At 61.5% G+C, this 24999-nt stretch carries 13 protein-coding genes; 3 read left to right on the forward strand and 10 right to left on the reverse strand.

Features of this window, described 5'->3' with window-relative positions; genetic code table 11:
• Positions 1–54: 54 nt before the first annotated feature.
• Together KVY02_RS06090 and cysQ are read left to right on the forward strand one after the other, a co-directional pair.
• Positions 55–909 (forward strand): UTP--glucose-1-phosphate uridylyltransferase, encoded by an 855-nt coding sequence (locus tag KVY02_RS06090; protein WP_218314777.1) that lies wholly within the window; start codon positions 55–57, stop codon positions 907–909.
• Positions 910–978: 69 nt separating this feature from the next.
• The gene (gene cysQ / locus KVY02_RS06095) at positions 979–1746 is read left to right on the forward strand and encodes a 3'(2'),5'-bisphosphate nucleotidase CysQ (RefSeq protein ID WP_218314779.1); all 768 of its coding nucleotides are present in this window, start codon (positions 979–981) and stop codon (positions 1744–1746) included.
• Between the two features lie 435 nt (positions 1747–2181).
• Here cysQ and KVY02_RS06100 read toward each other — a convergent pair whose 3' ends face one another.
• From KVY02_RS06100 to KVY02_RS06135, 8 genes are all read right to left on the reverse strand, one after another.
• Positions 2182–2691, reverse strand: a complete 510-nt coding sequence (locus KVY02_RS06100) for an REP-associated tyrosine transposase (RefSeq protein ID WP_218314780.1) — start codon at positions 2689–2691, stop codon at positions 2182–2184.
• A 652-nt stretch (positions 2692–3343) separates the two neighbouring features.
• A complete protein-coding gene (gene rfaH / locus KVY02_RS06105) occupies positions 3344–3865 on the reverse strand; it encodes a transcription/translation regulatory transformer protein RfaH (RefSeq protein ID WP_218314781.1) in 522 nt (173 codons plus the stop codon).
• 253 nt (positions 3866–4118) lie between these two features.
• Positions 4119–5447 carry an aminotransferase class I/II-fold pyridoxal phosphate-dependent enzyme gene (locus tag KVY02_RS06110; protein WP_218314782.1) on the reverse strand — a complete coding sequence of 443 codons (1329 nt, stop codon included), beginning with the start codon at positions 5445–5447 and terminating at the stop codon, positions 4119–4121.
• On the reverse strand, positions 5444–12766 hold the full coding sequence (locus KVY02_RS06115; RefSeq protein WP_218314783.1) for a type I polyketide synthase: 7323 nt from the start codon (positions 12764–12766) through the stop codon (positions 5444–5446). The genes KVY02_RS06110 and KVY02_RS06115 overlap by 4 nt, the downstream gene beginning before the upstream one ends.
• A complete protein-coding gene (locus tag KVY02_RS06120) occupies positions 12763–14406 on the reverse strand; it encodes an LTA synthase family protein (protein ID WP_218314784.1) in 1644 nt (547 codons plus the stop codon). The genes KVY02_RS06115 and KVY02_RS06120 overlap by 4 nt, the downstream gene beginning before the upstream one ends.
• Positions 14403–15200: an SDR family NAD(P)-dependent oxidoreductase gene (locus KVY02_RS06125; RefSeq protein ID WP_218314785.1), complete on the reverse strand. Its 798-nt coding sequence runs from the start codon at positions 15198–15200 to the stop codon at positions 14403–14405. The genes KVY02_RS06120 and KVY02_RS06125 overlap by 4 nt, the downstream gene beginning before the upstream one ends.
• The gene (locus KVY02_RS06130; protein WP_218314786.1) at positions 15197–16432 is read right to left on the reverse strand and encodes a capsule biosynthesis protein; all 1236 of its coding nucleotides are present in this window, start codon (positions 16430–16432) and stop codon (positions 15197–15199) included. Before KVY02_RS06130 ends, KVY02_RS06125 begins: the two co-directional genes overlap by 4 nt.
• Before the next feature lies 1 nt (position 16433).
• Positions 16434–18461, reverse strand: a complete 2028-nt coding sequence (locus tag KVY02_RS06135) for a capsular polysaccharide biosynthesis protein (protein WP_218314787.1) — start codon at positions 18459–18461, stop codon at positions 16434–16436.
• Positions 18462–18737: 276 nt separating this feature from the next.
• Here KVY02_RS06135 and KVY02_RS06140 point away from each other — a divergent pair, with 276 nt between their 5' ends.
• Positions 18738–20753 carry a sensor domain-containing diguanylate cyclase gene (locus KVY02_RS06140; protein WP_218314788.1) on the forward strand — a complete coding sequence of 672 codons (2016 nt, stop codon included), beginning with the start codon at positions 18738–18740 and terminating at the stop codon, positions 20751–20753.
• Here the strand turns inward: KVY02_RS06140 and KVY02_RS06145 are convergent.
• Positions 20750–23824, reverse strand: coding sequence for an EAL domain-containing protein (locus KVY02_RS06145; protein ID WP_218314789.1), 3075 nt, complete (start codon positions 23822–23824; stop codon positions 20750–20752). The two genes, KVY02_RS06140 and KVY02_RS06145, sit on opposite strands and share 4 nt — an antisense overlap.
• Before the next feature lie 58 nt (positions 23825–23882).
• The gene (locus tag KVY02_RS18285) at positions 23883–24995 is read right to left on the reverse strand and encodes a transposase (protein WP_256357580.1); all 1113 of its coding nucleotides are present in this window, start codon (positions 24993–24995) and stop codon (positions 23883–23885) included.
• Between the last annotated feature and the right edge of the window lie 4 nt (positions 24996–24999).

Genomic DNA, 24999 nt, shown 5'->3' on the forward strand with positions numbered 1-24999 from the left:
TTTGTTAGTTGAAAGTTCACATTGGAAAGCACGCTTAGTAAAAGGACGTTAATGATGACTCAAGTACGCAAAGCGATTATTCCGGTGGCCGGTTTCGGTACGCGTCTGCTGCCGATCAGCAAGGCGATTCCTAAAGAGATGGTGCCGGTGGTGGATCGTCCTCTTATCCAACACGTGGTGGAAGAGGCGCTGGCCGCAGGCATCAACGAGATCATTTTGGTGACGCGTGCCGGTAAATCGGCCATCGAAGACCATTTCGATGCCCACTTCGAGCTTGAGCATTCGCTGGCCAGCAAGGGTAAGGATGCACTGCTGGAGACGCTATCGGCCATTTCTCCCAAGCAACTGAAAGTGACCAGTGTTCGCCAGCCCAATGCCAAGGGCCTGGGGCATGCGATTTTTTGCGCGGCCCACCTGCTGGACCAGGGCGAGCCGTTCGCGGTGATTCTGCCAGACGTGTTGGTCAAGCCGCAGGTGGATAGTAGTGCTTGTGACTTAGGCAGCATGGTGGCGCGCTGGGAAGCCAACGACGCATCGCAAATCATGGTGGAAGCCGTGCCCCAGGAAGAGGTGTACCGCTACGGCATCGTGGATTGCGATGAGCCTGCGGCGGGCGAAAGCGCCAACATGCGCGGCGTGGTGGAAAAGCCCAAGCCGGAAGAAGCGCCTTCGCGCCTTTCCGTGATTGGCCGCTACGTGTTGCCTTACCGCATCATGGAGCTACTGCGCGACCAACCGCCCGGCGCGGGCAACGAAATCCAGCTCACCGATGCCATCGACCGCTTGATGCAGGAAGGGCAAACCGTGCAGGCGTACCGTATGCATGGCCGTACGTTCGACTGCGGGCATATCGAAGGCTGGCTGCAGGCCAATACCACGCTGGCCCGTGAAGCGGGTTACAACGTTTAACGGCCTGTTGCAGGCTGTGTGTTCGAAAACCGTCCCCCGTGGGCGGTTTTTGCATGTTTGGGAGGTGCCATGCGGGAATTACTGGAACAGGTGTTGGCCATTGCCAAGGCGGCGGACAGTGCCATCATGGCGGTGTATGGCCGCGCCTTCGAAGTGACGGTCAAGCAGGATAACAGCCCACTGACCGAGGCGGACCGAGCGGCGCATGACGTCATTTGGCAAGGTTTGCAGGCGCTGCCGCCGACGTATCCCATTTTATCCGAAGAGGATGTGGAAGGCTTTTCAGGGGTTGGCGACGATGGCCGTTACTGGCTGGTGGATCCGCTGGATGGCACCAAGGAATTCATCAAGCGCAACGGGGAGTTCACCGTCAACATCGCGCTGATCGAACACGGCGCGCCAGTTCTGGGTGTGGTGACCGCCCCGGTCACCGGCGTTGCCTACCTGGCGGCAGAGGAGGTAGGAGCTTACAAGATAGCGCCGGATGGCCAGCGCACCCGTTTGCAGGTGGCGGGCAGGCCCGCCGAGGGCGCCATGTGGCGCGTGCTGGGCAGCCGCTCTCATCACGACCCCGCACTCACCGATTGGCTGGCGGCGTTGGGGCCTTATCAGATGCAGCCCATGGGCAGTTCGCTGAAAAGCTGTTTGATCGCCGAAGGCCAAGCCGACGTTTACCCCCGCTTCGGCCCCACCAGCCTCTGGGACACCGCCGCCGCCCACGCCATCGTCCACCAGGCCGGAGGGCGCATCGTCACCCTGGACGGCCACCCGCTGCACTACGCTACCCCCTCCCAAACCCTGAACCCACCTTTTGTGGTGTGGGGGAACCGGGGGTGATATTAGTGCGCGGGCGGTGGTGAGAGGGCGTTTTGTCGTGCGGTGGCACAATCAGGGCGGCTGGCGCCGCCTCCGCGCCGGGCCGCCGCTGCGGGTGCCTCTTTCGGAATGGTTATCCGTGCCCGACGTTGGCGATGACCCCGTAGCGCGGCGTAAGCGGAGCGCACCCGCGAAGCAACGCGGGAGCGTTGCTGATGAGGGCGCAATGGTTGGCGGTGGCGTTTTGTCGTTCGGTGGCGTAATCGGGGCGGCTGGCGCCGCCCTCCGCGGGTGCCTCTTTCGCTCGTTGCTCTCGCTCAATCGTTACGCCGCGCTACGGGTGCCACCATTCGGAATGGTTATCCGTGCCCGACGTTGGCGATGACCCGTAGCGCGGTGTAAGCGAAGCGCACCCGCGAAGCAACGCGGGAGCGTTGCCGGTGAGGGCGATGGTGTTCATTCCCAGTTCATTTGGGCGATGTCGGGTGGGGTTTGGGCGCCCCATTGGGGGTCGTACCAGCCTTTGGTGACGCATTGGTGGAAGCTGGACCATTTCCATTCGCTGGGGGCGGTGGCCCAGCCGTGTTTGACGGGGTTGTAATGGATGTAGTCCATGTGGTTTTGCCAGTCTTGCTCATTGCGGATGACGTGTTCCCAGAAGCCGCGCTGCCATGCGGTTTTGGTGCCCAGTGGGAGGGTGAAGTCTTGGGAGGCGTATTTTTTAATGTCTCGCCAGCGTGAAGAGTAATCAGCGTCGCCTTCGGGCAGGGTCCATAGGCAGTGTAAGTGGTCGGGCATCAGGACGAAGGCGTCCATGGTAAAGGGGCGTTCTTTTTTCACTCTACGGAAGGCTCGGCCCAAGGCGCGGATATTGAGATGATCTGTCAGCAGTGGTTGACGATTGTAGGTCACGACGGTGAAGAAGTAAGTGCCGCCAGGGATGAGAGCGCGCCGGTAAGTGGCCAAGGGCTGCTTCCCTTCATTGGATTTAGGTTAAGCGTACCGTGATTGGGAAAGAAGTGCATCTTTTGTGCGGGGGCGTGGTTGCCCTTGCCCGACGCTGGCGATGACCCCGTAGCGCGGCGTAAGCGGAGCGCACCCGCGAAGCAACGCGGGAGCGTTGCCGATGAGGGCGCGGTGGGGGCGGTGGCGCGGTTGGTGATGGTGGCGTGATTAATCCATACCCAACATCGGCGCGTTCGCGGCCATCCCCCATGCCCGATGTTGGTGATGACCCGTAGCGCGGTGTAAGCGAAGCGCACCCGCGAAGCAACGCGGGAGCGTTGCCGATGAGGGCGCGGTGGGGGCGGTGGCGCGGTTGGTGATGGTGGCGTGATTAATCCATACCCAACATCGGCGCGTTCGCGGCCATCCCCCATGCCCGATGTTGGTGATGACCCGTAGCGCGGTGTAAGCGGAGCGCACCCGCGAAGCAATGCGGGAGCGTTGCCGATAAGGGTACATGGGTGGGCGGTGGCGTGGTTGTTTATGGTGGCGTAATCAGGGCGGCTGGCGCCGCCTTCGCGGGTGCCTCATTTGCTCGTGCCTCGCAAGATTCGTTACGCCGCGCTACGGTTCACCCTTCACCCTTCACCCTTCACCCTTCACCCCTCACCCCTCACCCCTCACCCTTTGCCAAGCTCTCTACAGGGAGTTCGACGGGGTGGGGGCGTTGTAGCACGTTCAATAACACGATGGCGCGTTCTTCACCTTTGCAGCGGGTGAAGATGGCTTCCAGGTCTTTGAAGGGGCCTTCGGTGATGGTGACTTTTTCACCCGCCTTGAAATAGCTGTGATTGCCTTGCTGGCGGTGGGGCTGGGCGCGAAGGGTTTCCACGAGGGCGTCGGGGACGGCGATGGGGGTGTTGCCGAAGGTGAGCAGGCGTAGGACGCCCCGGGTGGAGCGGATGGGGCGCCAGTTGCTGTTGACCTGGTCTAACTGAATGAATAGGTAGTAAGGGAACAGCGGCTCGGAAACGGTGGTGAGCTTGCCTTGCCGTTTGCGTTTGACGTCCAGCACGGGGTGGAACACCTCGTAGCCCTGGTTGGCGAGGTGTTCGGCAGCGCGGAAGGATTCACCGCCTTTGCATTGGATGACGTACCAGTGGGCGGTGCTGGTTTGGGGTGTTGCGATTACCATGCGGTTACCTTTTTTTGCCCCGGGTGGCGTGATAGGCGGTGGTGGTGGCGCTTTATTGAACGGTGGCGTGATCGGGGCGGCTGGCGCCGCCTTCGCGGGTGCCTCCTTCGCTCGTTGCTCTCGCTCAGTCGTTACGCCGCGCTACGGTTTGCCTTTCGCCATGCATTGTGGGCCATTCACCATTCACCATTCACCATTCACCATTCACCATTCACCATTCACCATTCACCATTCACCATTCACCATTCACTCCTCACTTTCCCTCGGCCAATAGCTTCTCCAGTACATCCAACGTTTCGTCGATGTGGGCTTGGGTGTGCTCGCAGGAGAGGAAGAAGCGCAGGCGGGCGCTTTTTTCGGGGACGGCGGGGTAGAGGATCGGCTGGACGTTGATGTCTTTTTCGAGCAGGGCGTTGGAGAGCCTGGCGGCCAGCGGTGAGCTGCCGACGATGACGGGGACGACGGCGGAGCCGATGCTGTGGCCGGTGTCCATGCCGCGTGCTTGCGCCTGTTCGAGGAAGTAACGGGAGATGGCCTGTAGCTGGGCGACCCGCTCGGGCTCCTGGGGCATGAGTTCCAGCACCTTGAGCGAGGGGGCGGCGACCTGGGCGGGCATGCCGACGCTGTAGAGGAAGCCGGGCGCGAAGTAGCGCAGGGTTTCGACCAGGGCCTTGTTACCGGCAATGTAGCCGCCGCAGCCGGAGAGGGTTTTGCTCATGGTGCCCATCCAGATGTCTACCTGGGTGGGGTCGATGGCAAAGTGTTCCCGCAGGCCCAGGCCTGTTTCGCCCATGACGCCGAAGGAGTGGGCTTCGTCGACCATCAGCCAGGCCTGGTGGCGCTGTTTGATGGCGATGAAGCGAGGCAGGTCGGGGATGTCGCCGTCCATGCTGTAGAGCCCTTCGATCACCACCAGCACGCGTTCGAACTGGTGGCGGTGCTGGGTGAGCAGCGCGTCCAGGGCGTCGGGGTCGTTGTGGCTGAACGACATGCGCTTGGCCCCGGAGAGCTGGGCACCGACCAACGAGCTGTTGTGGATGTACTCGTCGTGGAGGATCAGATCCTTGGGACCCAGCAGGTAGCCTAGCGTGGAGACGTTGGTGGCGTGACCGCTGACGAAGGCCACGGCATCTTCCACGGCATACGCCTTGGCGATGGCCTGTTCCAGCTCGCCGTGAATGGGGCGCTCGCCCGAGACCACGCGGCTGGCAGATACCGAGGTGCCGTAGTGCTGGGCGGCCTCGCAGGCGGCCTGGATGACCCGCGGGTCGCCGGAGTAGCCCAGGTAGTTGTAGCTGGCGAAGTTGATGCAGGTGCGACCTTGCATGACGCTGGTGGCCCCGGCCAGGCCGTCGTGCACCTTGAAGAACGGCACCTGCAAGCCCAGCTGTTGCGCGCCCTGACGCATCATCGAGAGCTGTTGATAGCCTGGGTGGGCATCGAAGCGGGTGAAGCGTTCGGGCACGGAACGGGTTGCCCCTGCGCTGGTGGCAGGGGCAGTGGGCTGGCTGGCTCTTGCGGTAGGGCGCTTGCGCGCCTGTTCCAGTAGCTGGCGTTTTAGTTCTGAACGCTTGGCGGTCATGGTGTCTCTGTCGCTGGGGAGGATGCGGGCTCACTGGTAATGCCGTCCGCGCCGTGGCGAGCGGCCAGAGAGGCTAACGCATCTTGCGGCGACTCTTCAACATCCTCGTCATGCTGTTGGAGTTTCTGGATCAGCACGCCGGCCAGCTTGTCGAGAGTGGAGGCTTCGCTGAGGACCATGACCGGCACTTGAACGCCCAAGCGGTTCTCGATGGCGGTCATCAGTTCCACGCCCATCAGCGAGTCGAAGCCCATGTCGTACACCGAGCGGTTGACGTCGATCTTCTCTTCGTCGATGAGCAGAATGCTGGCCAGCTCTGCGCGCAGCAGCTCGGTGATGGTGCTGTGCAGCTCTTCCGGCGAGAGGTCGGCCAGCAGGGCGCTGATGTCGTCGTCCTGGTCGAGGCTGCCGTCGTCATCGCTGGCGCGGGCAATTTCGTCGAAACGCGGGGTGCCGGAGGTGGGCAAAAAGCGCGCCAGTGCGCCCCATTCCAGCTCCAGCACGCCCAGGCTTGGCCCGGGGGTCAGCAGCATCTGTTCCAGCACCTTCAGGGCGTCGTCGGAACGCAGCGCCGAGCCTCCCAAACGCTCTTGGAGGGCGTCGCGGGTGCGGGTGTTGCGGGCCAGGAAGCCGACGTCTTCGATGGCACCCCAGCGTACGCAGGTGGCCGGAAGGCCCTGAGCGCGGCGGCGGGCCGCGAAGGCTTCGAGCCAGTGGTTGGCAGCCACGTAGTTGCCCTGGCCAGGGTTGCCGAACAGCGTGGTGGCCGACGAGTAGACCACGAAGAAGTCCAGCGGAGCTTCCTGAGTGAGTGCTTCCAGGTGGCGTGCGCCGTCGATTTTCGGGGCCAGCACCTTGTGGATGCGTTCGGCGTCCAGGTTGCGGATCAGGCCGTCGTCGATCACCGTGGCGGCGTGGACGATGCCGTGCAGCGGGCTGAGCTCGGCCCTGGCGCGTTCCAGCACGTTGGCCAGGGCGTTGCGGTCGGTGATGTCGCAGGCGGCGGCCATGACCTTGATGCCCTGGGCGTCGAATTCACGGATGGCGGCCTGGGCTTCTTCACTGGCAGGACCGCTGCGGCTGAGCAGGATCAGTTCCCGTGCGCCTTTGCTGACCAGCCACTGAGCCGTCTTGAGGCCAAAGCCGCCCAGGCCACCCGTGACCAGGTAGCTGGCATTGGCGGGCAGGGTGAGGCTGCCGCTGCCCAGCTGCTCCTGACGCGGTGCGGCGATGGGCTGTTCATAGGTGACCACGACCTTGCCGATCTGGCGAGCCTGCTGCATGTAGCGGAAGGCATCGATGACCTGGCTGTGGCTGAAGGCAGTGAACGGCAGCGGGCTGAGGGTGCCGTCGTTGAACAGCGCCATCATTTCACTGAACAGGGTTTGGGTGAGCGCGGGCTGCACTTTCATCAGCTGGTCGGAGTCGATGCCGAAGTAGCTGAGGTTGTTGCGGAACGGGCGCAGGCCAATGTGGGTGTTCTCGTAGAAGTCGCGCTTGCCCAGCTCCAGGAAACGGCCGAACGGGCGCAGTGCGCGCAGGTTCTGGTTGATCGCTTCACCTGCCAGGGAGTTGAGCACGATATCGACGCCCTCGCCCTGGGTGTCTTCGAGGATTTCTTCGGCGAAGGTGAGCGAGCGGGAGTCATAGAGACGCGCTTCGCCCATCAGGCGCAGGAAGTCGCGTTTCTCTTCCGAGCCCACGGTGGCGTAGATGTCGGCGCCCATCCACTGGGCAATTTGCAGCGCGGCAATACCCACGCCCCCGGCGGCACCATGGATCAGCACCTTTTCACCGGGCTGCAGGCGTGCCAGGTGCTTCAGCGCGTAGTAGACCGTGAAGAAGGTGGTCGGAATGGTGGCGGCTGCGGCGTAGCTGACGCCTTCGGGCAGCGGGGCCACGGCGTGCTGGCTGGCGACCAGGCGGTCGCTGAAGCTGGCAGGGCCGAAGCCCACCACGCCCTGGCCGGGACTAAGATGGTTGACGTTGCTGCCGACGGCCACGATTTCCCCGGAGAACTCCAGGCCCAGCGTGGGGCCGGCAAAGCCGTTTTCGATGGCTTCATCGGAGAGCAGCCCCAGGGTGTACATGACGTCGCGGAAGTTCAGGCCGGTGGCCTTGACGCGCACTTCCACCTCGTCGGCACCCAGCTCGGGGAGCTGGCGTGGCCGCCACTGTAGCTGGCGCAACTGGCCGGGCAGTGTAAAGCCCAGCGTCATGGCTTGGCGCGGCGCTGCCTGGCTGGCCTTGTGCGGGTGCGGGGCGGGCAGGGTACGCAGGCGGGTGGCGTAGCGGGTGCCTGCCTGGGTAATGACCAGCTCGTTTTCCGTATCCGGGTGGGTCACGGAATCGGCGATACAGGCCAGGGCCTTGGTGCTGGGCTGCTCGGGCAGTTCCAGCTGGGTGACGCTGTGGCCAACGGCTTCGTTGGCCAGCGAGCGGCCAAAGCCCCAGAGTGCGGCGTCGTCGCCGTGCTGGTAACCCTGGGTGAGCAGCCACAGCGTGACACGGCTGCCTTGGGCTTCCAGGCCGCTGTGTTCGAGGGCCAGCGACCACTGCTGAGCAAGGTGGCAGCGCTGGGTCTGTGCGGCGGTGGTATCTTGGCCCAGGCCACGCAGGTCCAGTACGTTCAGCGCGGCGGGGGGCGTTTCGAGCTGGCGCAACTGCTCGGCCAGCAGGGCCGCAGGCTCGCCATCGCTGAGTAGGGTGACGTTGTCCAGCGCTGCCGCCAGCCCGTTGGCCAAGGCTTGCTGGGTGTCGTCGGCAATGACCAGAGTGTGTGCCTGGGGCGCTTGCGCGGCGCTGCCCGGCTGTTCGCTGGGCGCTTGCGCATGCAGCAGGTAGGCGCCGTTCTCTTCCAGCTCGATGGGCGCGGTCACGCTGAGCCCTTGGGCGGAGAGCCACTCGATGAGGGTGGCTTGTTCCAGCGCGGCCTGGCCAATGCCGGGGGTGGCCAGCAGGTCGTCCAGCCAGCGGCTGGGATGAATGCCGACCACAATGAGCTGTGCGCCCGGTGCCAACTGCGAAGGCAGTGCCTCGATGAGCTGGCGAGTGCGTTCAGGCTGGGTGACGTCGGCGCTGATGAAGGCCAACTGGGCTTTTTGTGCTTCTGCCAGCGTGGGCAGGGTCTCTTCCAACGGCTGAACGTCGATCAGCGGGTAGCGTTCCTGGAGCTGTTCCGCTTGATGGCGCGCGGTGTCGCTGGTGGTCAGCGCACGGTAGCGGTAGCTGTCGGTGACCCTGGGCGAGTGATGGGCAAGGCGTTCCAGCAGGCGTTGGCCCAGCGCTGGGGCGCAGGGGCCTGCTTCCAGCAGGGCCAGCCGCTGGCCTTCGGGCAGGGCGGTCAGGGCTGCTTCCATCAGGCTGCCCAGCTCGCTGGCCAGCACTTGCCAGCCGCTTTCGCCAATCAGGACACGGTTGATGCCTGCCAGGTGTTCGTGGGTGACGCCCAGGCTTTCCAGGGTGTCGGTGCCACGCGCCAGGGCTTCCTTGTGCAGACCAAGCCTGCCCACCAGATGAATGGGGGCGAAGTAGTCCGGGTAGTCCTGGACCAGCAGCTGCCAGATGGTTTCCGGGGGCAGGGGCGCTGATTCGTCGCTGTCGGCAGCGGCGGGAGTGCCCTGTTGGGCGAAGGCTTCGCTGAGGCTGTCCAGCAGCGGCGCGACTTCCTGGCCGTAACGCTGGCCGGTGCTGGCGCTGAAGGCCTCGCCTAGCCCCATCAGGCGCGGCAGGGCATCGCTGGGCAAAGGGAGCGCTGCGGCGCGCAGCGGCGCAGGCGTGAGTTCGATATCCAGGTAGCTGAAGTGCTGGTGGTGTGCGCGATTCAGGCGAATGGCCTTGAAGCGGGTCTGGCTGAGTACCGCCACGGCACGGCCTTCGGCATCGTAAAGCTCGAAGTCGGCGGTGAAGGAGTGCGGCGCCCGTTTGCCCATGACGGCACGGGCCAGCACGGGAGTGCCTGCTTCGGCATTGACCTGAATACGGCCTACGCGCACGGGGACGAACGCAAGCTGCGAGGCAAGCTCTGCCTGCTGAGCGAGCAGCGGAATGAACAGCTGGAAGGCGCTATCGAGAATGCCGGGATGCACGTGCAGCGTGTCGAGCTGGGCGGTGACGGCTTCCGAAAGGTGAATCTCGCCAATGACGCTGTCGCCCTCGATCCAGCCACGGGTAATGGCCTGGAAAGCGGGGCCGTAGTGCAAGCCGATACGTTCGGCCATTGCCAAGTGCTGTTCCAGCGCGTAGTCGGCATCGCGGCTGGGTAGCGCCGGGGCTTGACGATTGAGCAGGAAACCACGGCTTTCGCGCATGCGGCGCGCCACGGCATTGAGCTGCCATTCACTGCCCGTGACGGGTTCTCGGGAGTGAATTTCCAGACGGCCGTCGTTGGGGTCCAGCGTCAGGCGCATGGAGCGCCCGTTGGGGCCATCCAGTAGCAGCGGCGCGCGGATTTCCAGCTCTTCGATATCCAGCAGCGGGGTATCCTTTTGCTGCATGGCCGCGGCCAGGGCCAGCTCGATGAAACCTGCGCCAGGGAAGACAGCCCCTTCACCCACCACGTGGTCGGCCAGCCAGGGCTGGCGCTTGGTGTCCAGCTGGCTTTCCCAGGTGTGCTCTTGCTGGGCTAGCGGGTAGCCCAGAAGTGGGTGCTGGTAGTAGCGCGACAGTAGGCCCTGGCCATCCCGGGTGCCTTGCACCCAGAGTTGGGTACGTTGCCACGGGTAACGAGGCAGCAGCACGCGCTGACCTTCCACGGGGAAGTAGTGTCCGCTGGGTAGGGTAAGCCCGCTGAGCAGCAGTTGGCTCAGCGTACGCTGTAGGCCATCGAGACCGGGTTTGTGGCGTTCGAGAGTGCCCAGCACCAAACCGCTTTGCGCTTGCTGGCGCAGCGACTCGTTGAGGTAGCGGCGCAAAATGGGGTGCGCGCCGACCTCGACAAAGACGTTATAACCCTGCTGTATCAGGTGCGTGGCGGCGTCGTCGAACCGTACCGGCTCGCGAATGTTCAGCCACCAGTAGTGGGCGTCCAGCGTGTCACCTGCCGCCACGGCCCCTGTCACGGTGGATACATACGGAATGCGGGTGGGCTGTGGCTGAATATCGGCCAGCGCTTCCACCACGCCTTCCTGAATGCTGTCCATGGCGGGGCTGTGGAAGGCGTAATCCAGCGGCAGGCGCTTGGCAAACACTTCCTCGGCGCTGAGGGCGCCTTCCAGTTTGCTGAGCTGGTCCTTGTCGCCTGCCAGGGTAATGCCTTTGGGGCTATTGATGCCGGCCAGGCTGACCCGGTCGAACTCGGGCTTGGCCAGCCAGGGGGCGATGTCGTCGGCGCTCATGGCCACAGCGGTCATTTCGCCCAGGCCACGGGTCTTGCCCTGGAAGTCGCTGCGGTAGTAGATCACCTTCACCGCGTCTTCCAGGCTCAAGGCGCCTGAGGCCCAGGCGGCGGCCACTTCACCCACGCTATGGCCAAACACGGCAGCGGGGGTAATGCCTTGCTCCTTGAGCCACTCGGTGAGTGCCACTTGTAGGGCAAACAGCGCAGGCTGGGCAATTTCAGTACTGACGAACCGCTCTTCTTCGCCCGCTTGCTGGTTGAGGCCCGCCAGCTCTGCACGCAGTGAAAAATGGCCGTGGCGCTGGAACAGGGCATCGACGCGGTCGATGGCGTCACTAAAGGCCGGGGCGGTGTCGAGCAGGTCATGGCCCATGGTGGCCCACTGGCAGCCGTTGCCGTCGTAGACGAATACCGGCCCCTGGGCGTTGCTCAAGCGCTCCAGTGTGATGAGTTGGCTGGTATCGCCTTCAGCGAACTGGCCCAGCGCGGCAGCGGCTTCTGAGGCGCTGCTGGCAAAACAGAGCGCTCCGTGGCTGTGCTGCTCACGGTGGTGAAACAGGGTATGAGCAGTGTCGTAAAACGGCTGCTCGGTAGTCTGCAGGTGGGTGGCCAACGCCTGAGCACTGGCGGCCAGGGCGGCTTCACTGCGTGCACTGATCCGAATGGGCAGCGGGGCATCCGGCACCTGACGCTCAGGCGTGGGTGTTTCCGGGGCACTTTCCAGAATGACGTGGGCGTTGGCGCCGCCAAACCCGAAGGAGTTGACGCCAATGACCAGCTTGCCCTCGGGCTTGAGGGGCTGGGCCTTGGTGACGACCCGCAGGTTCCATTCATCGAACTTGATGCGCGGGTTCAGCTTGCGAATGCCGATGGTGGCAGGCACTTCGCGGTGCTGCAGGCTGTACAGCGCTTTGGCCAGGCCCGCCACGCCGGAGGCGGTTTCCAGGTGGCCGACGTTACTCTTCACCGAGCCGATGAGTAGCGGCGTTTTGCGATGCTGACCAAGGGCTTCACCGATGGCGCGTGTTTCGATGGGGTCGCCCACGGCGGTGCCGGTGCCATGGGCTTCCAGGTAGTCGATTTCGTCGGGGGAGATGCCTGCCTGTTCGTAGGCGCTGCGCATCAGGGCAATCTGGGCGCTGGGGTTGGGCACGGTGAGCCCCGTTTTGTGCCCATCGGTGTTGACTGCCGAGCCTGCGACCACCGCCAGGATGTTGTTGCCATCGGCAACGGCCAGGTCGTAATCCTTGAGCAGAAACAGGCCTGCGCCTTCAGAGCGCACGTAGCCATTGCCGGCTTCGTCGAAGACCTGGCAGCGCCCGGTGGGCGACAGCATGCTGGCCTTGGAGAAAATAATGAAGCCGTAGGGGTGCAGGTGCAGGCTGATGCCCCCTGCCAGCGCCATGGAAGTTTCACCGCTGCGAATGGATTGGCAGGCCTGGTGGAACGCCACCATGGAGGACGAGCAGGCGGTATCCAGCGACATGCTGGGGCCGTGCAAATCAAAAATATAGGAGAGCCGGTTGGAGGCAATGCTGGACGTGTTGCCGGTGGCCGTGGAGGTATCGATGGCAGACATGTCGTCGGCAAGCCGGTAGGAGTAATCCAGGCTGGCAACGCCCACGAAGACGCCGCACTGGCTGCCGCGCAGCGTGCTGGGCACGATGCCGGCGCTTTCCATGGTTTCCCAGGCCAGTTCCAGCAGCATGCGCTGCTGCGGGTCCATGTTGGCGGCTTCCCTGGGGGAAATACCGAAAAACGCTGCGTCGAACCCGCTGATATCGCCCAGGCTACCGGCGGCAAACGTCACGCTGGTACCGGGATGGCGATTATCGGGGTGCCAGAACGCCTCGTGGCTCCAGCGATCGGGCGCTACCTGGGTGACGAGGTCTTTTTCGGCTTGCAGATCCTGCCAGAACGTTTCAGGGGTGGTGCCGGGGAAACGATGGGCGGCACCAATAATGGCCACGCGTTTAGTCATTCTTGCTCCTGAGGTTCTGGTTCTGCCTTGATCACATCGCTACTTATATCGCGTCCAAACACTTGTTTAAATAGCCGGACGCCAAGTTCGTTTGCTGCTATTCCCTGCGGCCTGTGCTCGGCAGGCGATGGGGCCAACGGTTGCCGTTGCGTTGACCATATCATGTATGGGGTGCTGCCCGAAGGGGGGCTGTAGTGCCCGTAAGCCTTGGGCAATATCGGCACATGGTCGCCATACCAACCCAATAGCCCCTCACGGGGGGCTGCGCCTAATGCCGCTTTGATGCTACCCAGCATTTTGTCTGCCTCGCCAAGGTGGTAGAGATAGACCGCCAAATCCCGCAAGTGGTTTGGCAGAGGCCACGGGGCGTTGGGCAGCGTCCTGGTGAGGTGCTGCTGCTCGGGGGCTTCCAGGTGCAGCGGGCCGTGATTTTCCATGGTGATCACGAACACGAATAGCGGCCTATTATCGTTATCTTTCAGCAGGCGTCCAACTTTTCGTGCTACCGCCTGGTCGCCGATGTATTGGCCGTGTTTATCCTGGGCTTCGAATGCGCTGAGATCCAGAAACGTGTCGAAGCCCAACAGCGGGATGACCTTGTCGCGCAGATAGAACGTGGCCGGGTACGGGTGAATACATACGGTGCGGTACCCCTGGGCCTTGAATGCACTGGCCACGCTGGCGAGAGGGTGGCGTGACAGGGTGCGGTAGGGGTTGAATTGACGCGGCCCCCAGTCACTGGGGGGTAGTCCGGTCAGCACGGCGCATTCGGTGCGCACGGTGTTGGCTCCCCAGGCGGGTACGTGCAGTTCGCCCTGTTCGAGGGCTTCGGCGGCGGTGGCATCGAATTGGTCAAGTAGCCCCGGTGCTACGTCCTTGCACCAGGGGCGGGGGTCGAAAAAAGACTCACTTTGCACCAGCACCACGTTGGGCAATGTTTGGCCTGGAAGCGTGGCTGCGGAGGGTTCTGTTCGGTGTAGGGGCTGGCTAAAGGGCTGGAACGGTGAGTTTTCCGGGGCGGGCGCGGGTGAGCGCATGAGTGCGACGCCGTAGCTCCACAGGCTGGTGTATAGCCCCGCTTCATGCAGGTCGTGTTTGGGCGCTAGCGTGGGCGGGGGCAAGCGTTTCAGGCTGGTCGCCAGCAGCAGTGCACCCGCCAGTATCAGCAGTAGGCAACTGAAGAGCCAAGGCAGGAGGCCCCAGTGGCTTACCAGGGAGGGCTCGAAATAGAAGAAGCTGCCGATGGCCACTGCCCCGGCGCTGCTGGCGGCGATGGCGAGCCCGATGCCGAAGAAGGGCACGTAGAGCCTGGGGTGCAGGATGGCATCCCAGAAGTATTCGAAATCGTGGCAGATGAAGGGCTCGTTGAGCGTGGCTGATTTGGTGTTGCTCGACTGCACCACCACCAGCTGCAGCGAGAGGATGAACACGACGGCAAACCAGGGGCGCTGTAGCAGCAGTGTGAACACGCCAAACAGCAGCAGCCAGCTGCCCAGGTGCACGGCATTGGCTGCCAGGCGGCGTTGCCAGAAGGGGCGTGGCTGGGGGCGTAGCAGCGCTTCAATCAGCAGGCTACCGAGTAGCCCGGTGACCAGTGCGGGCGCCATGGCGGTGAGCGCGGTACCGGAGAAGAGCATCATGAGCGGCCCTCCAGGTGATCGAATCCTAGCCGCTTGATCAGCCATTGGGACACCGCAGCGGGCAGAACGGCCAGCCACCAGGTGCCGAAATTGAGCGGAAACGGAAAGCTGACCCGTGGCCGATTGGCAGCGATGCCGCGGGCAATGACGCGGGCCGCACGTTCCGGGGGCCACTCCCAGGGTTTGGGGCCTGGCATGGCGTTGCACATGGGCGAGGTGACATAGCCGGGCATGACCACGGTGACGCCGATACCGGCCGGGGCGAGCAGCCCGCGCAGGCCTTCCCCGTAGGCTTTGATGGCCGCTTTGCTGGCGCTGTAGGTGGGCGTGCTGGGTAGCCCATGCCAGGCGGCCAGGGAGCTGATGAACACCAGTTGGCCGCTGCCCCGTGCGCGCATGGCCGGTACCAGATGGTGGGTCATGGCGATGGGCGTGGTCAGGTTGATGTCCAGCAGCGCCTGCACGTCTGGCCAGGCTTCCAGCTCGCCCATCTGCTGGGGGTGGGTGTTCTTGCCCGCATTGGCGATCACGATGTCCGGGAGGTGGCGAGCGCATAGCTCGGCCAGCCAGTTGGCCAGCGCGGTCTCATCACCGAGGTCGATGCTCGACAGCGTGACCCGGGCGCCTTGGGCGCGGCAATTTTCGGCTACCTGTTCCAGGGCGGCGAGATTGCGGCCGTGGAGGATCAGGTGGGTGTCGTGGTTGGCATATTCGTTGGCCAGGGCGCTGCCGATGGCTCCGGTGGCGCCGGTGATCAGCACGCAGCGGTGGCCTGTTTGGGGTGAGGTGCTCACAGCAGTCTCTCCAGCGGGGAGGGGCAGGCTTCGAGTACCTGGGCCGCGTTATTGACCGCCAGGTCGATGCTGGGCTGGCAGTAAAACCCCCCGTTGAGCTGGGTGGCATACATAACGGTGTTACGGAAATAGTCGAACAGCTGGGCGCTGGGCGGCGGTGGCTGGTGCCAGAACTCCTCCAGGCTGCCCTGGTAGGTCAGGCCCGCCATATGGTAGATGGGCTTGCTCAGTGCAAAAGTGGGGCACTGATGCTCCAGGGAGACGATGCCCACGGTGCTATTGACCGTCACCGTGCCTGCTGCATATTTGAGCAGTTGGTTGAGATCGCCCGACTCCAGGTAGACGATACGCCCCTTCAGGTCGTAGAAATTTTCCAGCCGCTGGATGATGGCCGGGTAGTCGACCAGGCCCATGTCCAGCGGGTGGTTCTTGATACATAGCAGAGCCTCTTGTGGGGCATGTGCGGCAAAGGAGCCCATCACATGATCCATGACCTCTTCCATGTTCTCGTAAGGAGAATGATGGATGATCTGCGCGTCGGTGTTGAGCTGTAGCGGCAGCATGAAATAGGGTTGGCCGCTGTCGATGAGCGTTTTGATGCGCTGGGCGTCGCGCTTTTTCCATTTTTTCAACTGTGCGAAACGCTTTATGTAGCCTGCATACTCGATGGGCGCTTTGATGGGGGAGTGGTTTTCATACCGGTGCGCTACCAGGGGGTTGGCTAACCCGGCGGCATGGTAAGCCACATCGTGCAGAGCGCGAATTTTGAAGGATGAGCGAAAGCGCACCGGTTTTGGCAACGCAGGTAATGCCTTGCCCGCTTCGTAAAACCAGGCGGGGTCTCGCGGAAGAAGAGAGTGTCCGTTAACGCCATCTCGCTCAAGTGTTACCCAGAAGGGGCGAAAGTAGCCTTCTTCGAAGACGTGGGTGCGCACTCCCGCCAGGGCGGCCTGTTCGATGGCTGGGCGGTGTATGGGGCGCCGGTCGCCGAACATGACCTGATCGGTGATCTCGTAGCGTTGCCACAGCGCTGTGATGTAATCGGGCAGCTCGCTGAGCGGGCCGCGAAACAGGTGGCTTTTGCTGTGGGTGCCCCGCCAGTAAAGGAGATCCCCTGCATTGAAATTGATTTTTACCACTCGGTGGCCGTCATCGGTCAAACGCCGAGCCAGACGCTGATAAAAGGGCGAGCATACGCCCTGCAGGAATAAAAATGCGCGCTTCTGCTTCAACTCAATGTCTTCCAATGAATACGTTACGATAGCTGCGATAGAGCCGCTGCTTCCATGTAAGCAAATGTTTTTGTGAGTGATGCTGACGCGTCCTGGCCTGCTCCAGTAGCGCGACGACGGTTTCAGCGTTGCATAGCTGACCCGTGTTTGGGTCGACATAGCCGGGGTATACCAGCAGGGTGCCTGCCACCAGCTCATCCAGGGTCAGCTTGCGTGTGCGTCTAGGGCAGTGCATGGCATCGCGGGTCAGCCCCCAACCGGCATAAAAGGGCAGGCCATAGGTGTGTACCTGACGATGTCTCAACAGCGCCTCGAAGCCGGTCAGTGAACTCATGGTGTGCACGGCATCGACCCGCTCCAGCAGGGCGGTGATCTCCATGTGGCTGCCGTCGAGATCATACAACTGTTTGGCGTCGCTATCGAGTTTGCCGACCCGCGCGCCACTGGTAACGTCTGGGTGAGCCTTGTAGATGATGAAGGCGTCCGGGTGGCCTTGGCGCACGGCACGCAGCAGGGCGCTATTGGTACTGACCTGGGGAGAACCGGTGGCGATCGAGGCGTCGCTTTCCACCTGGCCGGGCACCAGGATGACGTGCTTGCCACTGGGCAGGTCTATTTTGGCCTGACCATAGACGTTGTATTTGGAGAGCTTGAGGGCCACCAGGCGTTCACGCAGCGCTGCGGCGCGTTCGACCAGCGGCGCATCGAAGGCGTGGGTTTCCAGAAGCGTTTCCAGCTCGCTGGGCTGGGTGGGGTCGTAATAGATGCCTTGGCGGTCGATGGCCAGGGAGAGCGGCGTGGTCAGGTCTGCCCCAAGCCCTACCGAGCGAATGAAGCCATCTTCGATGCGCCATACTTTATGCAGAGCGTGGGCATTACGTGCCTTGAACTCTGGCGTGAGGGCGCTGGACCAGGCCAGTATGCGGGGTGCCGATGGCGTGCCTTCGATAGTGCTGGGCAGCGTTTCCTGGTAGTGAATGTTGGCGCAGGGGCCGAGAAAACAGCCGATGAAACCGCGTTTCCAGGCGGAGAAACCGCAGGCTACCCATGGCCCGCGCAGGCGTTCCTGCTGGCGACGCTGGTCGGCCAGCAGGGTAATGGTTTCTTCCAGCGTGGCGGGCTGACAGGTGTAGGGGTTGGCGTAGCGTGCGTAGCGCAAATACGCCGCCGCAAAGACTTCCGGCAAGGAGCGGGTGCGCGTACGGCGCGGGCAGGCCAGCTTGTCCTGGGTCAGCCCCCATCCTGCGTAGAAGGGCAGCCCAAAGCAATGCACCTGTTTGCCTGCCATGAGGGCTTCAAAGCCGAGTTGGCTGGTGACGACATAAACGCTCTTGACCTGGTCGAACAGTGCCCAAGGATTAATGTCTTCACTAACAATACGGCAGCGGGGATGGTCGACTGCCTGGGTCAGATGGCCTTTTTTCTTGCCAGCAATGACATCGGGGTGGACCTTGACCAGGATTTCCTCATCGGGATGGTTGCGCAATGCTTCCCGCAGCATAGTTTGAAAGCTGTCAGCGGTGGCGCCACCATAGGTAATCGAAGCATCGCCAGCAGTTTGGTCGACGACCAGTACTGTGGCCTGCGTGTTGCTTAACGGTACATCGGGAGCGTGGTTGTACTTGGAGAGACGATACTGTTTCAGCAAGGCCATGCAGCGCTCGGCGCGGGCAATATCATCGCTACTGAAGGTTGCCTTATTGAGGATCGTTTCCAAGTCGCTAGGACGTGAAGCATCGTAGTAGATGCCGGTGTAATCCACGATCATGCTATGTGGCTGATAGCCTTCTACACCGAGGCCAAGAGAGCGCAAAAAGCCGTCTTCCAGGGTAATGTGGGGCAGACCTTTACGTTCGGCATAACGTTTTGACCGTCGAGTCGAAGGCTTGAGCCCCCAGCCAATGACTGTCGATGGGGTGGGGCTAAACGGCCTGATAGGTATTACTTTGTCAAACTCAGTCAATAGCGCTGCAAGTGGTGCTATTTTACCAATGCCTGTCGAGGTATAGCCTGCCGTTCGTTTTTCCATGAAAGAGGTCGCCAGTCGCCCTGATGAAGGTACCAAACAGGCGGCGAACATACGTGAATTAAGCAGGGTTATCAATTCGTCGCGTCGTTACCAGAAAACGTGGTCTGTCCAGTCATCATGCTGGCATGCCTTGGCCTAGGGTGATACAAGGAGATTAAGTTGAATTATATCAACGCGCAGTTTGTGATTGTTTTTGGTAAGTTGATTGCCAGTGATGCAATAACGCTTGAACTTTAGGGCAGTATTCAAGGAACGTTGACGAAATAGGAATTTCTGGTGCGACTAGCCCCCCTCATCAACAGGCTGTTGACGTTACGCTCCTTGAAAGGGCGGCTGCTGCTGGGCCTCTCTTGCGCCTTGGCGATTCTGGCGGGTGCCGTATTGAGCATGGCCTGGCAGGTTGGCAAGACCATGGTGCACGAGACCAACATGTCTCATTTGCGCTACGAGGCCAGTTTGCTGGCCGACGAGATCACCCAGCAGGTGAATCAGCGTGTCCATGCGCTCAAGCGGTTGAGCAGCTCCATGGGGCCTTCCAATGACGTGGGTTGGCTTTCATACGAGCTGCAGAAAAACGATGCCTTGCTCTCCTGGTTCGATGGACTGATTGTGAGTGACGAGTATGGTGAAATCGTGGCGGACTGGCCCAGTGTGGTGGGGCGAGTGGGGCTCGATACCTCAGAACTCGAATATTTCAAGATGGTGCAGGGCATTCGCCGCCCTTATGTGAGCGAGCCTTTCATTGGCCGTGCCAGCGGCATGCCCATGGTGCTGATGACCGTGCCCCGCCTGGATGAAGACCGCCGTTTTGCCGGGTTCGTGGCGGGGGTGGTGAGCCTGGACCGTAGCGGCCTGTTCAACCGGTTGGCCACGATTCGTTTGGGTGACCACGGCTTTGCGGCGGTTTCCACGGCGTCGGGCAAGATTCTTTACCACCCTGATTACGAGCTGGTGAATGCAGAAATCAGCCACGCCCAGCGCAATGACCTGCTGGACATGGCGCTGGATGGCTGGCAAGGCGAGGGAGTCAGCGAGCTGGCCAATGGGCGCACCAGCCTTCAGGCGTATGCACAAGTGTGGCCTGCCGACTGGATCGTTGGGCTGTTCTTGCCCACCGAGCAGGCGCAGCTTCCGCTTTCGGGTTTCATCTCCAAGCTGTTTGGTATCTGGCTGGTGATTTCCCTGTTGATGATGCCGCTGCTGTGGTGGTTGCTGGCGCGTATTCTCAAGCCCCTGGAGCATCTCGAACGCCAGATTGGCGAAGTAGGGGCTGGGCGGCGTTCGCAGCTGGCCCTGGCCACGGGGATGCAGGAGCTACAGCAAGTCGCCAATACCTTCAATCGTGTGGAAGACGAGCGCCAGCAGCTGGTGGGGCATTTGCAGGAGCGTGAGGCGTTTCTCGATTCGGTGCTGAGCGCCACCCCCCAGGGCATGTTCGTGGCCAACTTCGGCGGCAAGATTACTTATATGAATCCTGCGCTTTTGCAAATTCTGGATATTCCTGCAGATACCCAAATGGAGCAGTGGCTGACACAAATTCACGCGGATGACCGCAATGGGGCGCGTGATATGTGGGTGCATAGTTTAAAGACCGGCAGCGACTTCGTGCGCCAGCTGCGTTTTCTGCGCAGCGACGGCGAAACGCTGTGGCTGGATATTCACGCTCGGGTGGTGATGTTGACCCAAGGCGGCCACTCCTTGGGGTTGGTTGGTGTGGTGAAGGACATCACCGAGCGACGCCAGCAAGAGGCATTGCAGCGGTGGGAGGCCGAACATGACCCCTTGACCGGGCTGCTGAATCGGCGTGGTTTCGAACGCCGCCTGGAAGAAGCGTTTGCTGACTTCCAGAAAACCAGCACGCCTTCGGCGCTGCTGTTGTTCGATCTTGATCACTTCAAGCCGATCAATGACGAAGGTGGTCATGCCATGGGTGACGAGATGCTGCGCCGCATTGCTCAGGTGGTGGCCTGGGAGGTACGCCGCAGCGACCATGTGGCCCGCCAAGGGGGGGATGAGTTTGGCGTGCTGTTGCCCAGCTGCACCCTGGGTCAGGCCAGGGTGATTGCCGATTCACTGCGCAAGGCGGTGAGCGAGGTGTCGGTGACCCACGAGGATAAGGAATATACCGTTACCTTGAGTATTGGCGTGACCGTCTTCGATGAGAGCGATGACGCCGTGGAAGTCGCCCTGGCCCGTGCCGATGCCGCCAGCTACGACGTCAAGGGCCAAGGGCGCGATGGCGTGATGGTCAAGCTGACGGGGGAAAGCGACCCGATGGCGTTGTTCGATTAAGGTAGTGCAAATCCTTCTGCCTGCCAGGTTTCCAGCCAGCCTGGTAGTGCGTCGGCGGGCATCGGGCGAGCAATACCGTAGCCTTGCGCCAGATGGCAGCCCATGGCCAGCAAGGCTTGGGCGTGGGCCATGGTCTCGACCCCTTCTGCCAGCACCGGCCGTGAGAATTTTCTGGCCATGAAGATGATGCTTTCCACGATGGCCTTGTCGTCCTCACTTTCCAGCATGTCGCGCACGAAGTCGCGGTCTACCTTGATCAACTGCACGGGCAGGCGACGGAAGTAGGCCAGCGAGGAGTAGCCGGTGCCGAAGTCGTCCAGGGCAATTTCGATGCCGAGCCGCTGGCACTCTTCCAGCACGTGCAGGGCGGCCTGCATGTCATCCAGCGTGGCCGATTCGAGTATCTCGATGGCGAGCAGCCGTGAGGGGACTTGCGGGTAGTACAGCAGCAGCTGTTCCAACTGCGGCAGAAAGCCGGGGTGCAGCAGGTGTTGCGGGCTGATGTTGACACTCACCTGCAGTTCGATGCCCATGGCCAGCCAGCTTTGCAGCTGCTTCAAGGCGGCTTCGATGACCCACTCCCCCAGATGAAACTCCAGCTCGCTGCCTTCCAGCAGCGGCAGAAACTCTGCCGGATTGCGCAGCCCGTGTTGCGGGTGGATCCAGCGAATCAGCGCCTCAGCCCCGACCACGGTGTGCGATTTGAGATCGACCTGGGGCTGATAGTAGAGACGAAATTCGTCATTGGCCAGGCCGTGCTGAATGGCGCTGCGCTCCTGCTGGCGCAGTTTGACCAGGTACTCCTGATCAGTGCTGTAGCGTACGCACTGGGCAACCCCTTGGGTCTTGGCCTGATAGAGTGCCTGATAGGCATGGCGAAACAGGGCGTCGGGGTCGACGTTGTCGTTGGGGTAGGTGGTCATACCGATACAGGCAGTGAGCTTCAACTTTTGCCCGTTGACGTGCAGCGGCTGCTGTAGGGCGTGCTGGATGGTGGACGGGGTGAGGCGTTGGGTTGGCCCTGCCAGCACAAATTCATCGCCACTGAGCCGTGCCGTGATGCCCTGGGCCTTGAAGGGGCTGACCAGGGCTTCCAGCCGTTTGGCTACCCGTCTGAGTATGCTATTGCCAGTGGCGTAGCCAAACAGGTCGTTAAGGCGTTTGAAGTCATCGATATTGAGCACTGAGATGGTCAGTGGCGCATGATGCTGCACCAGTGCTTCCAACTGCGTACGGGCTAGCCGCTGATTGGGCAGCTGGGTCAGCTCATCGATATTGGCAGCCTTGTAAAGCGCCTCTTCATGCAGCTTGGTGTCGGTAATGTCCGACTGGATGGCAATGAACCCACCGCCGGATTGTTCGTTGGCGGGGAGCGGGTTACAGCTGATATGCACCCAGTACGGGGTGCCATCCTTGCGGTAGTTGAGCAGTTCTTCTTCGAAGTGCTGGCGATGGCGCAAAGCCCGGGCAATGCGCAGCACTGTGGCGCGGTCGGTGGCTTTGCCCTGCACCAACCGTCCTGGCTTCTTGCCGACCGCTTCTTCGAAAGTGTAACCACTGAGACGGGTAAAGCCATCGTTGACCCATTCGATGTTGCCGTTGGGGTCTGTAATGACTACGCCATTGCTGGTGTTTTTCGCTACCATGGAAAGTCTTGCGATGGCCTGCTGGTCTTGCTGCTGTCGGCGGTAGTGGCTCAGAGTGTTGATGAACTGCCCGATACTGCCCAGCAGCGGTGCCAGGAATTCCACCAGCTCAGGGTGATAGCCATCAGGGCGATTGGCCAGGCCGATCATGGCGATGCAGTGGCCGTGAAACTGAATCGGTACTCCTAGAAACGCATCGAGCGTTGGATGCCCCGGTGGTAGGCCCCCGCGCCTGGGGTCATGGGCGGGCTCATTGGCAATGACCACTTCTTCGTGGCGCATCACATGGCCGAACAGCGTATCCAGGTTGCTGAACACCATGCCGCTGGGGGCGTGCTGAGCGTAGAACTGGCGTGAGGGCTCATCCCAACTGATGTCGGTGATGGCATGGGCCACCAGGTAGGGTGTCTTGTCGGGGTGGTAAAGCACTTCGCCGATGAAGCCGTATTCGCTGCCGGTTAAGGTGAGTAAGTCGTCGAGCAATGGGTTGAGCGCCTTGGCGTTGCCCTGTTCGTCGATAAAGCTGGCCTGCGCCCGCATGATGGCCTGTTCCAGCGCCTGCTGGCGCAGCAGCTGTGTTTCGATCTTCTTGCGAGGGGTGACATCGAGCATGGTGCCGATGATTTGTACCACTTGGCCATTCACGGCCAAGGGGTTGCCGGTGATTCTGACCCAAAGCGGCTCGCCCGAGGGGGGCTGCATCTCGAAGATGTCGTTGAAGGGCGTGCCTTGGGTAACCGCAGTATCAATGGCCTGGGTGAGACGAGCGCGGTCCTCAGGGGTGTACGCCTGCATGCGCGCTTCGAAGGTGTTGGCTTGTCTGGCATTGGTTTGATAGAGCGCATCGACCACATCGTTCCAGTGGGTCGTCCTGGTGGCGACATCCATCTCCCAGAGGCCGATAGCGGCATTGCCAATGGCCTGGTAGGCGCGTTGGCTAAGATAGTGCTCGAACTGCAGGACGGTACTGTTGGCCAGTTGTTGAAGCAGCTCCCGCTGGGTTGGCGTCAATTGGCGGGGTCGGTGATCCATGACGCACAGCGTGCCGAGGATGTCGCCATTGTCGGCGACCAGCGGCATGCCAGCATAAAACACCACATGGGGCGCTTCACTGACCATGGGCAAATTATGGAGCCGCGCATCCAGGCGTGCATCCGATACTTCGAACAGCTTGGGTTCGAGGATGGCTTCCCCGCATAATGAGAGCTGACGCAATACCGTGGGGCTGTATTCGCCCACGCCACTTTTGACCCAGACGTGACTGGCATCCACCAGCGTGATCAAGGCTATGGGGGTTTCGCAGTAAGCAGCCGCTAGACGGGTGATGCGGTCAAACTCCTGGTCAGCCGAAAGATCCCCCAGTGTGTACCGCTTCAGGGTGAGAAGCCGCTGTGCTTCGTGTTCAGGGGCGGCGGGCTGTACCATACGTAACGTATCCGTGATGCGCGTTTAGGGCTACTTTCCCTTATGCCGAGGTGCCTGTCTAGCCAGTCGACAAATCCTGGTCAACGGTAGAGTTTGACATCCTCCCCGCCCTCAGGACGGGGATTCCCACTTCTGGACGGCCATGCCCGACCGCAAGAATGTTCTTGGCCGCGTTCACATCGCGGTCGTGAGTGACACCACACTCACTGCAAGTCCACTCTCTTATTCTCAAGCCTGATCTACCCTTCGGACTACTGACGGAAATACAACCGCAGCTCGAACAGGCTTGGGTGGTGTACGACTCGTTGACCTCTTTAAAAACAATGCCTGCGCTATCGCATTTATATTCCAGCATTGTTTTCAGCATAGCCCAGCCAGCGTCCAGCACTGACTTGGCCATCTTGGTTTTGGCCAACGAGGATGATTTCACATTACCGACGTAGATTTCCCCCGCACGGTTCACCAATTGACGGCTGAACTTGTGCAAGGCGTCCTTGCGCCGATTGGCAATCTTGGCGTGAATGTTTTTGGTACGCTTTTTCTTTCCGGCGCGTTGTGCAACAGCCAGCTTATCTTCCATATCGCGGTAGAAACGACCGGCTTCCAGCCTTGTACCATCCGAGCAGGTGGCGGTATCTTTCAGACCAAGGTCGATACCGATCTTGTCTTGACCGGCTGGCGGGTCTACCTCAATTTCAACCACGACATTGAAGTACCAGCGCCCACGCGCATCCTCGTTGAAGGATGCAGAGCGGAGCTTGTACTGGCTCAGCCCGTAGCTGTCCCAGACTTTGAAGTAACTGCCGTTGTGGAATACTTGCCCGCTCTTCCATTTGGCCGCGCCGGTATTGACCGGAATCCAGCCGAGAGAACGACGAACGCCACGCGATTTGCGCCAGTTGAGACGAGCCTTCCTAAACTGCTTGCGGCGGGTGACATATTCGGCGGCGATGCACTGCAAGGTCTGGCTATGCAGACCAAGTTCCTTGCCCGCCCCTTTGGTATAGGGATGCAGGTCATACGCCGACAGAAACAGACCGCGCTCAAGAATGGCACGAGATGAGAGTTCGTTCAGATAGTTCCAGCAAAAGTTCACACTGCGTGCCATGCGGTTAAGCTGGGCAATGTGCTTGTCTCTTACGCGAACTTTTAATGTCTTGGTCTGTTTCATGGCT

This window comes from Halomonas sp. 18071143 (assembly GCF_019211725.1).
Lineage (GTDB): Bacteria > Pseudomonadota > Gammaproteobacteria > Pseudomonadales > Halomonadaceae > Vreelandella > Vreelandella stevensii.

Excerpts from the sequence above, each read along its gene's own strand:
- KVY02_RS06115 (WP_218314783.1), bottom strand. The coding sequence starts at position 12,766 with ATGACTAAACGCGTGGCCATTATTGGTGCCGCCCATCGTTTCCCCGGC.
- KVY02_RS18285 (WP_256357580.1), bottom strand. The coding sequence starts at position 24,995 with ATGAAACAGACCAAGACATTAAAAGTTCGCGTAAGAGACAAGCACATT.
- rfaH (WP_218314781.1), bottom strand. The coding sequence starts at position 3,865 with ATGGTAATCGCAACACCCCAAACCAGCACCGCCCACTGGTACGTCATC.
- KVY02_RS06090 (WP_218314777.1), top strand. The coding sequence starts at position 55 with ATGACTCAAGTACGCAAAGCGATTATTCCGGTGGCCGGTTTCGGTACG.
- KVY02_RS06145 (WP_218314789.1), bottom strand. The coding sequence starts at position 23,824 with ATGGTACAGCCCGCCGCCCCTGAACACGAAGCACAGCGGCTTCTCACC.
- KVY02_RS06120 (WP_218314784.1), bottom strand. The coding sequence starts at position 14,406 with ATGATGCTCTTCTCCGGTACCGCGCTCACCGCCATGGCGCCCGCACTG.
- KVY02_RS06110 (WP_218314782.1), bottom strand. The coding sequence starts at position 5,447 with ATGACCGCCAAGCGTTCAGAACTAAAACGCCAGCTACTGGAACAGGCG.
- KVY02_RS06135 (WP_218314787.1), bottom strand. The coding sequence starts at position 18,461 with ATGGAAAAACGAACGGCAGGCTATACCTCGACAGGCATTGGTAAAATA.
- cysQ (WP_218314779.1), top strand. The coding sequence starts at position 979 with ATGCGGGAATTACTGGAACAGGTGTTGGCCATTGCCAAGGCGGCGGAC.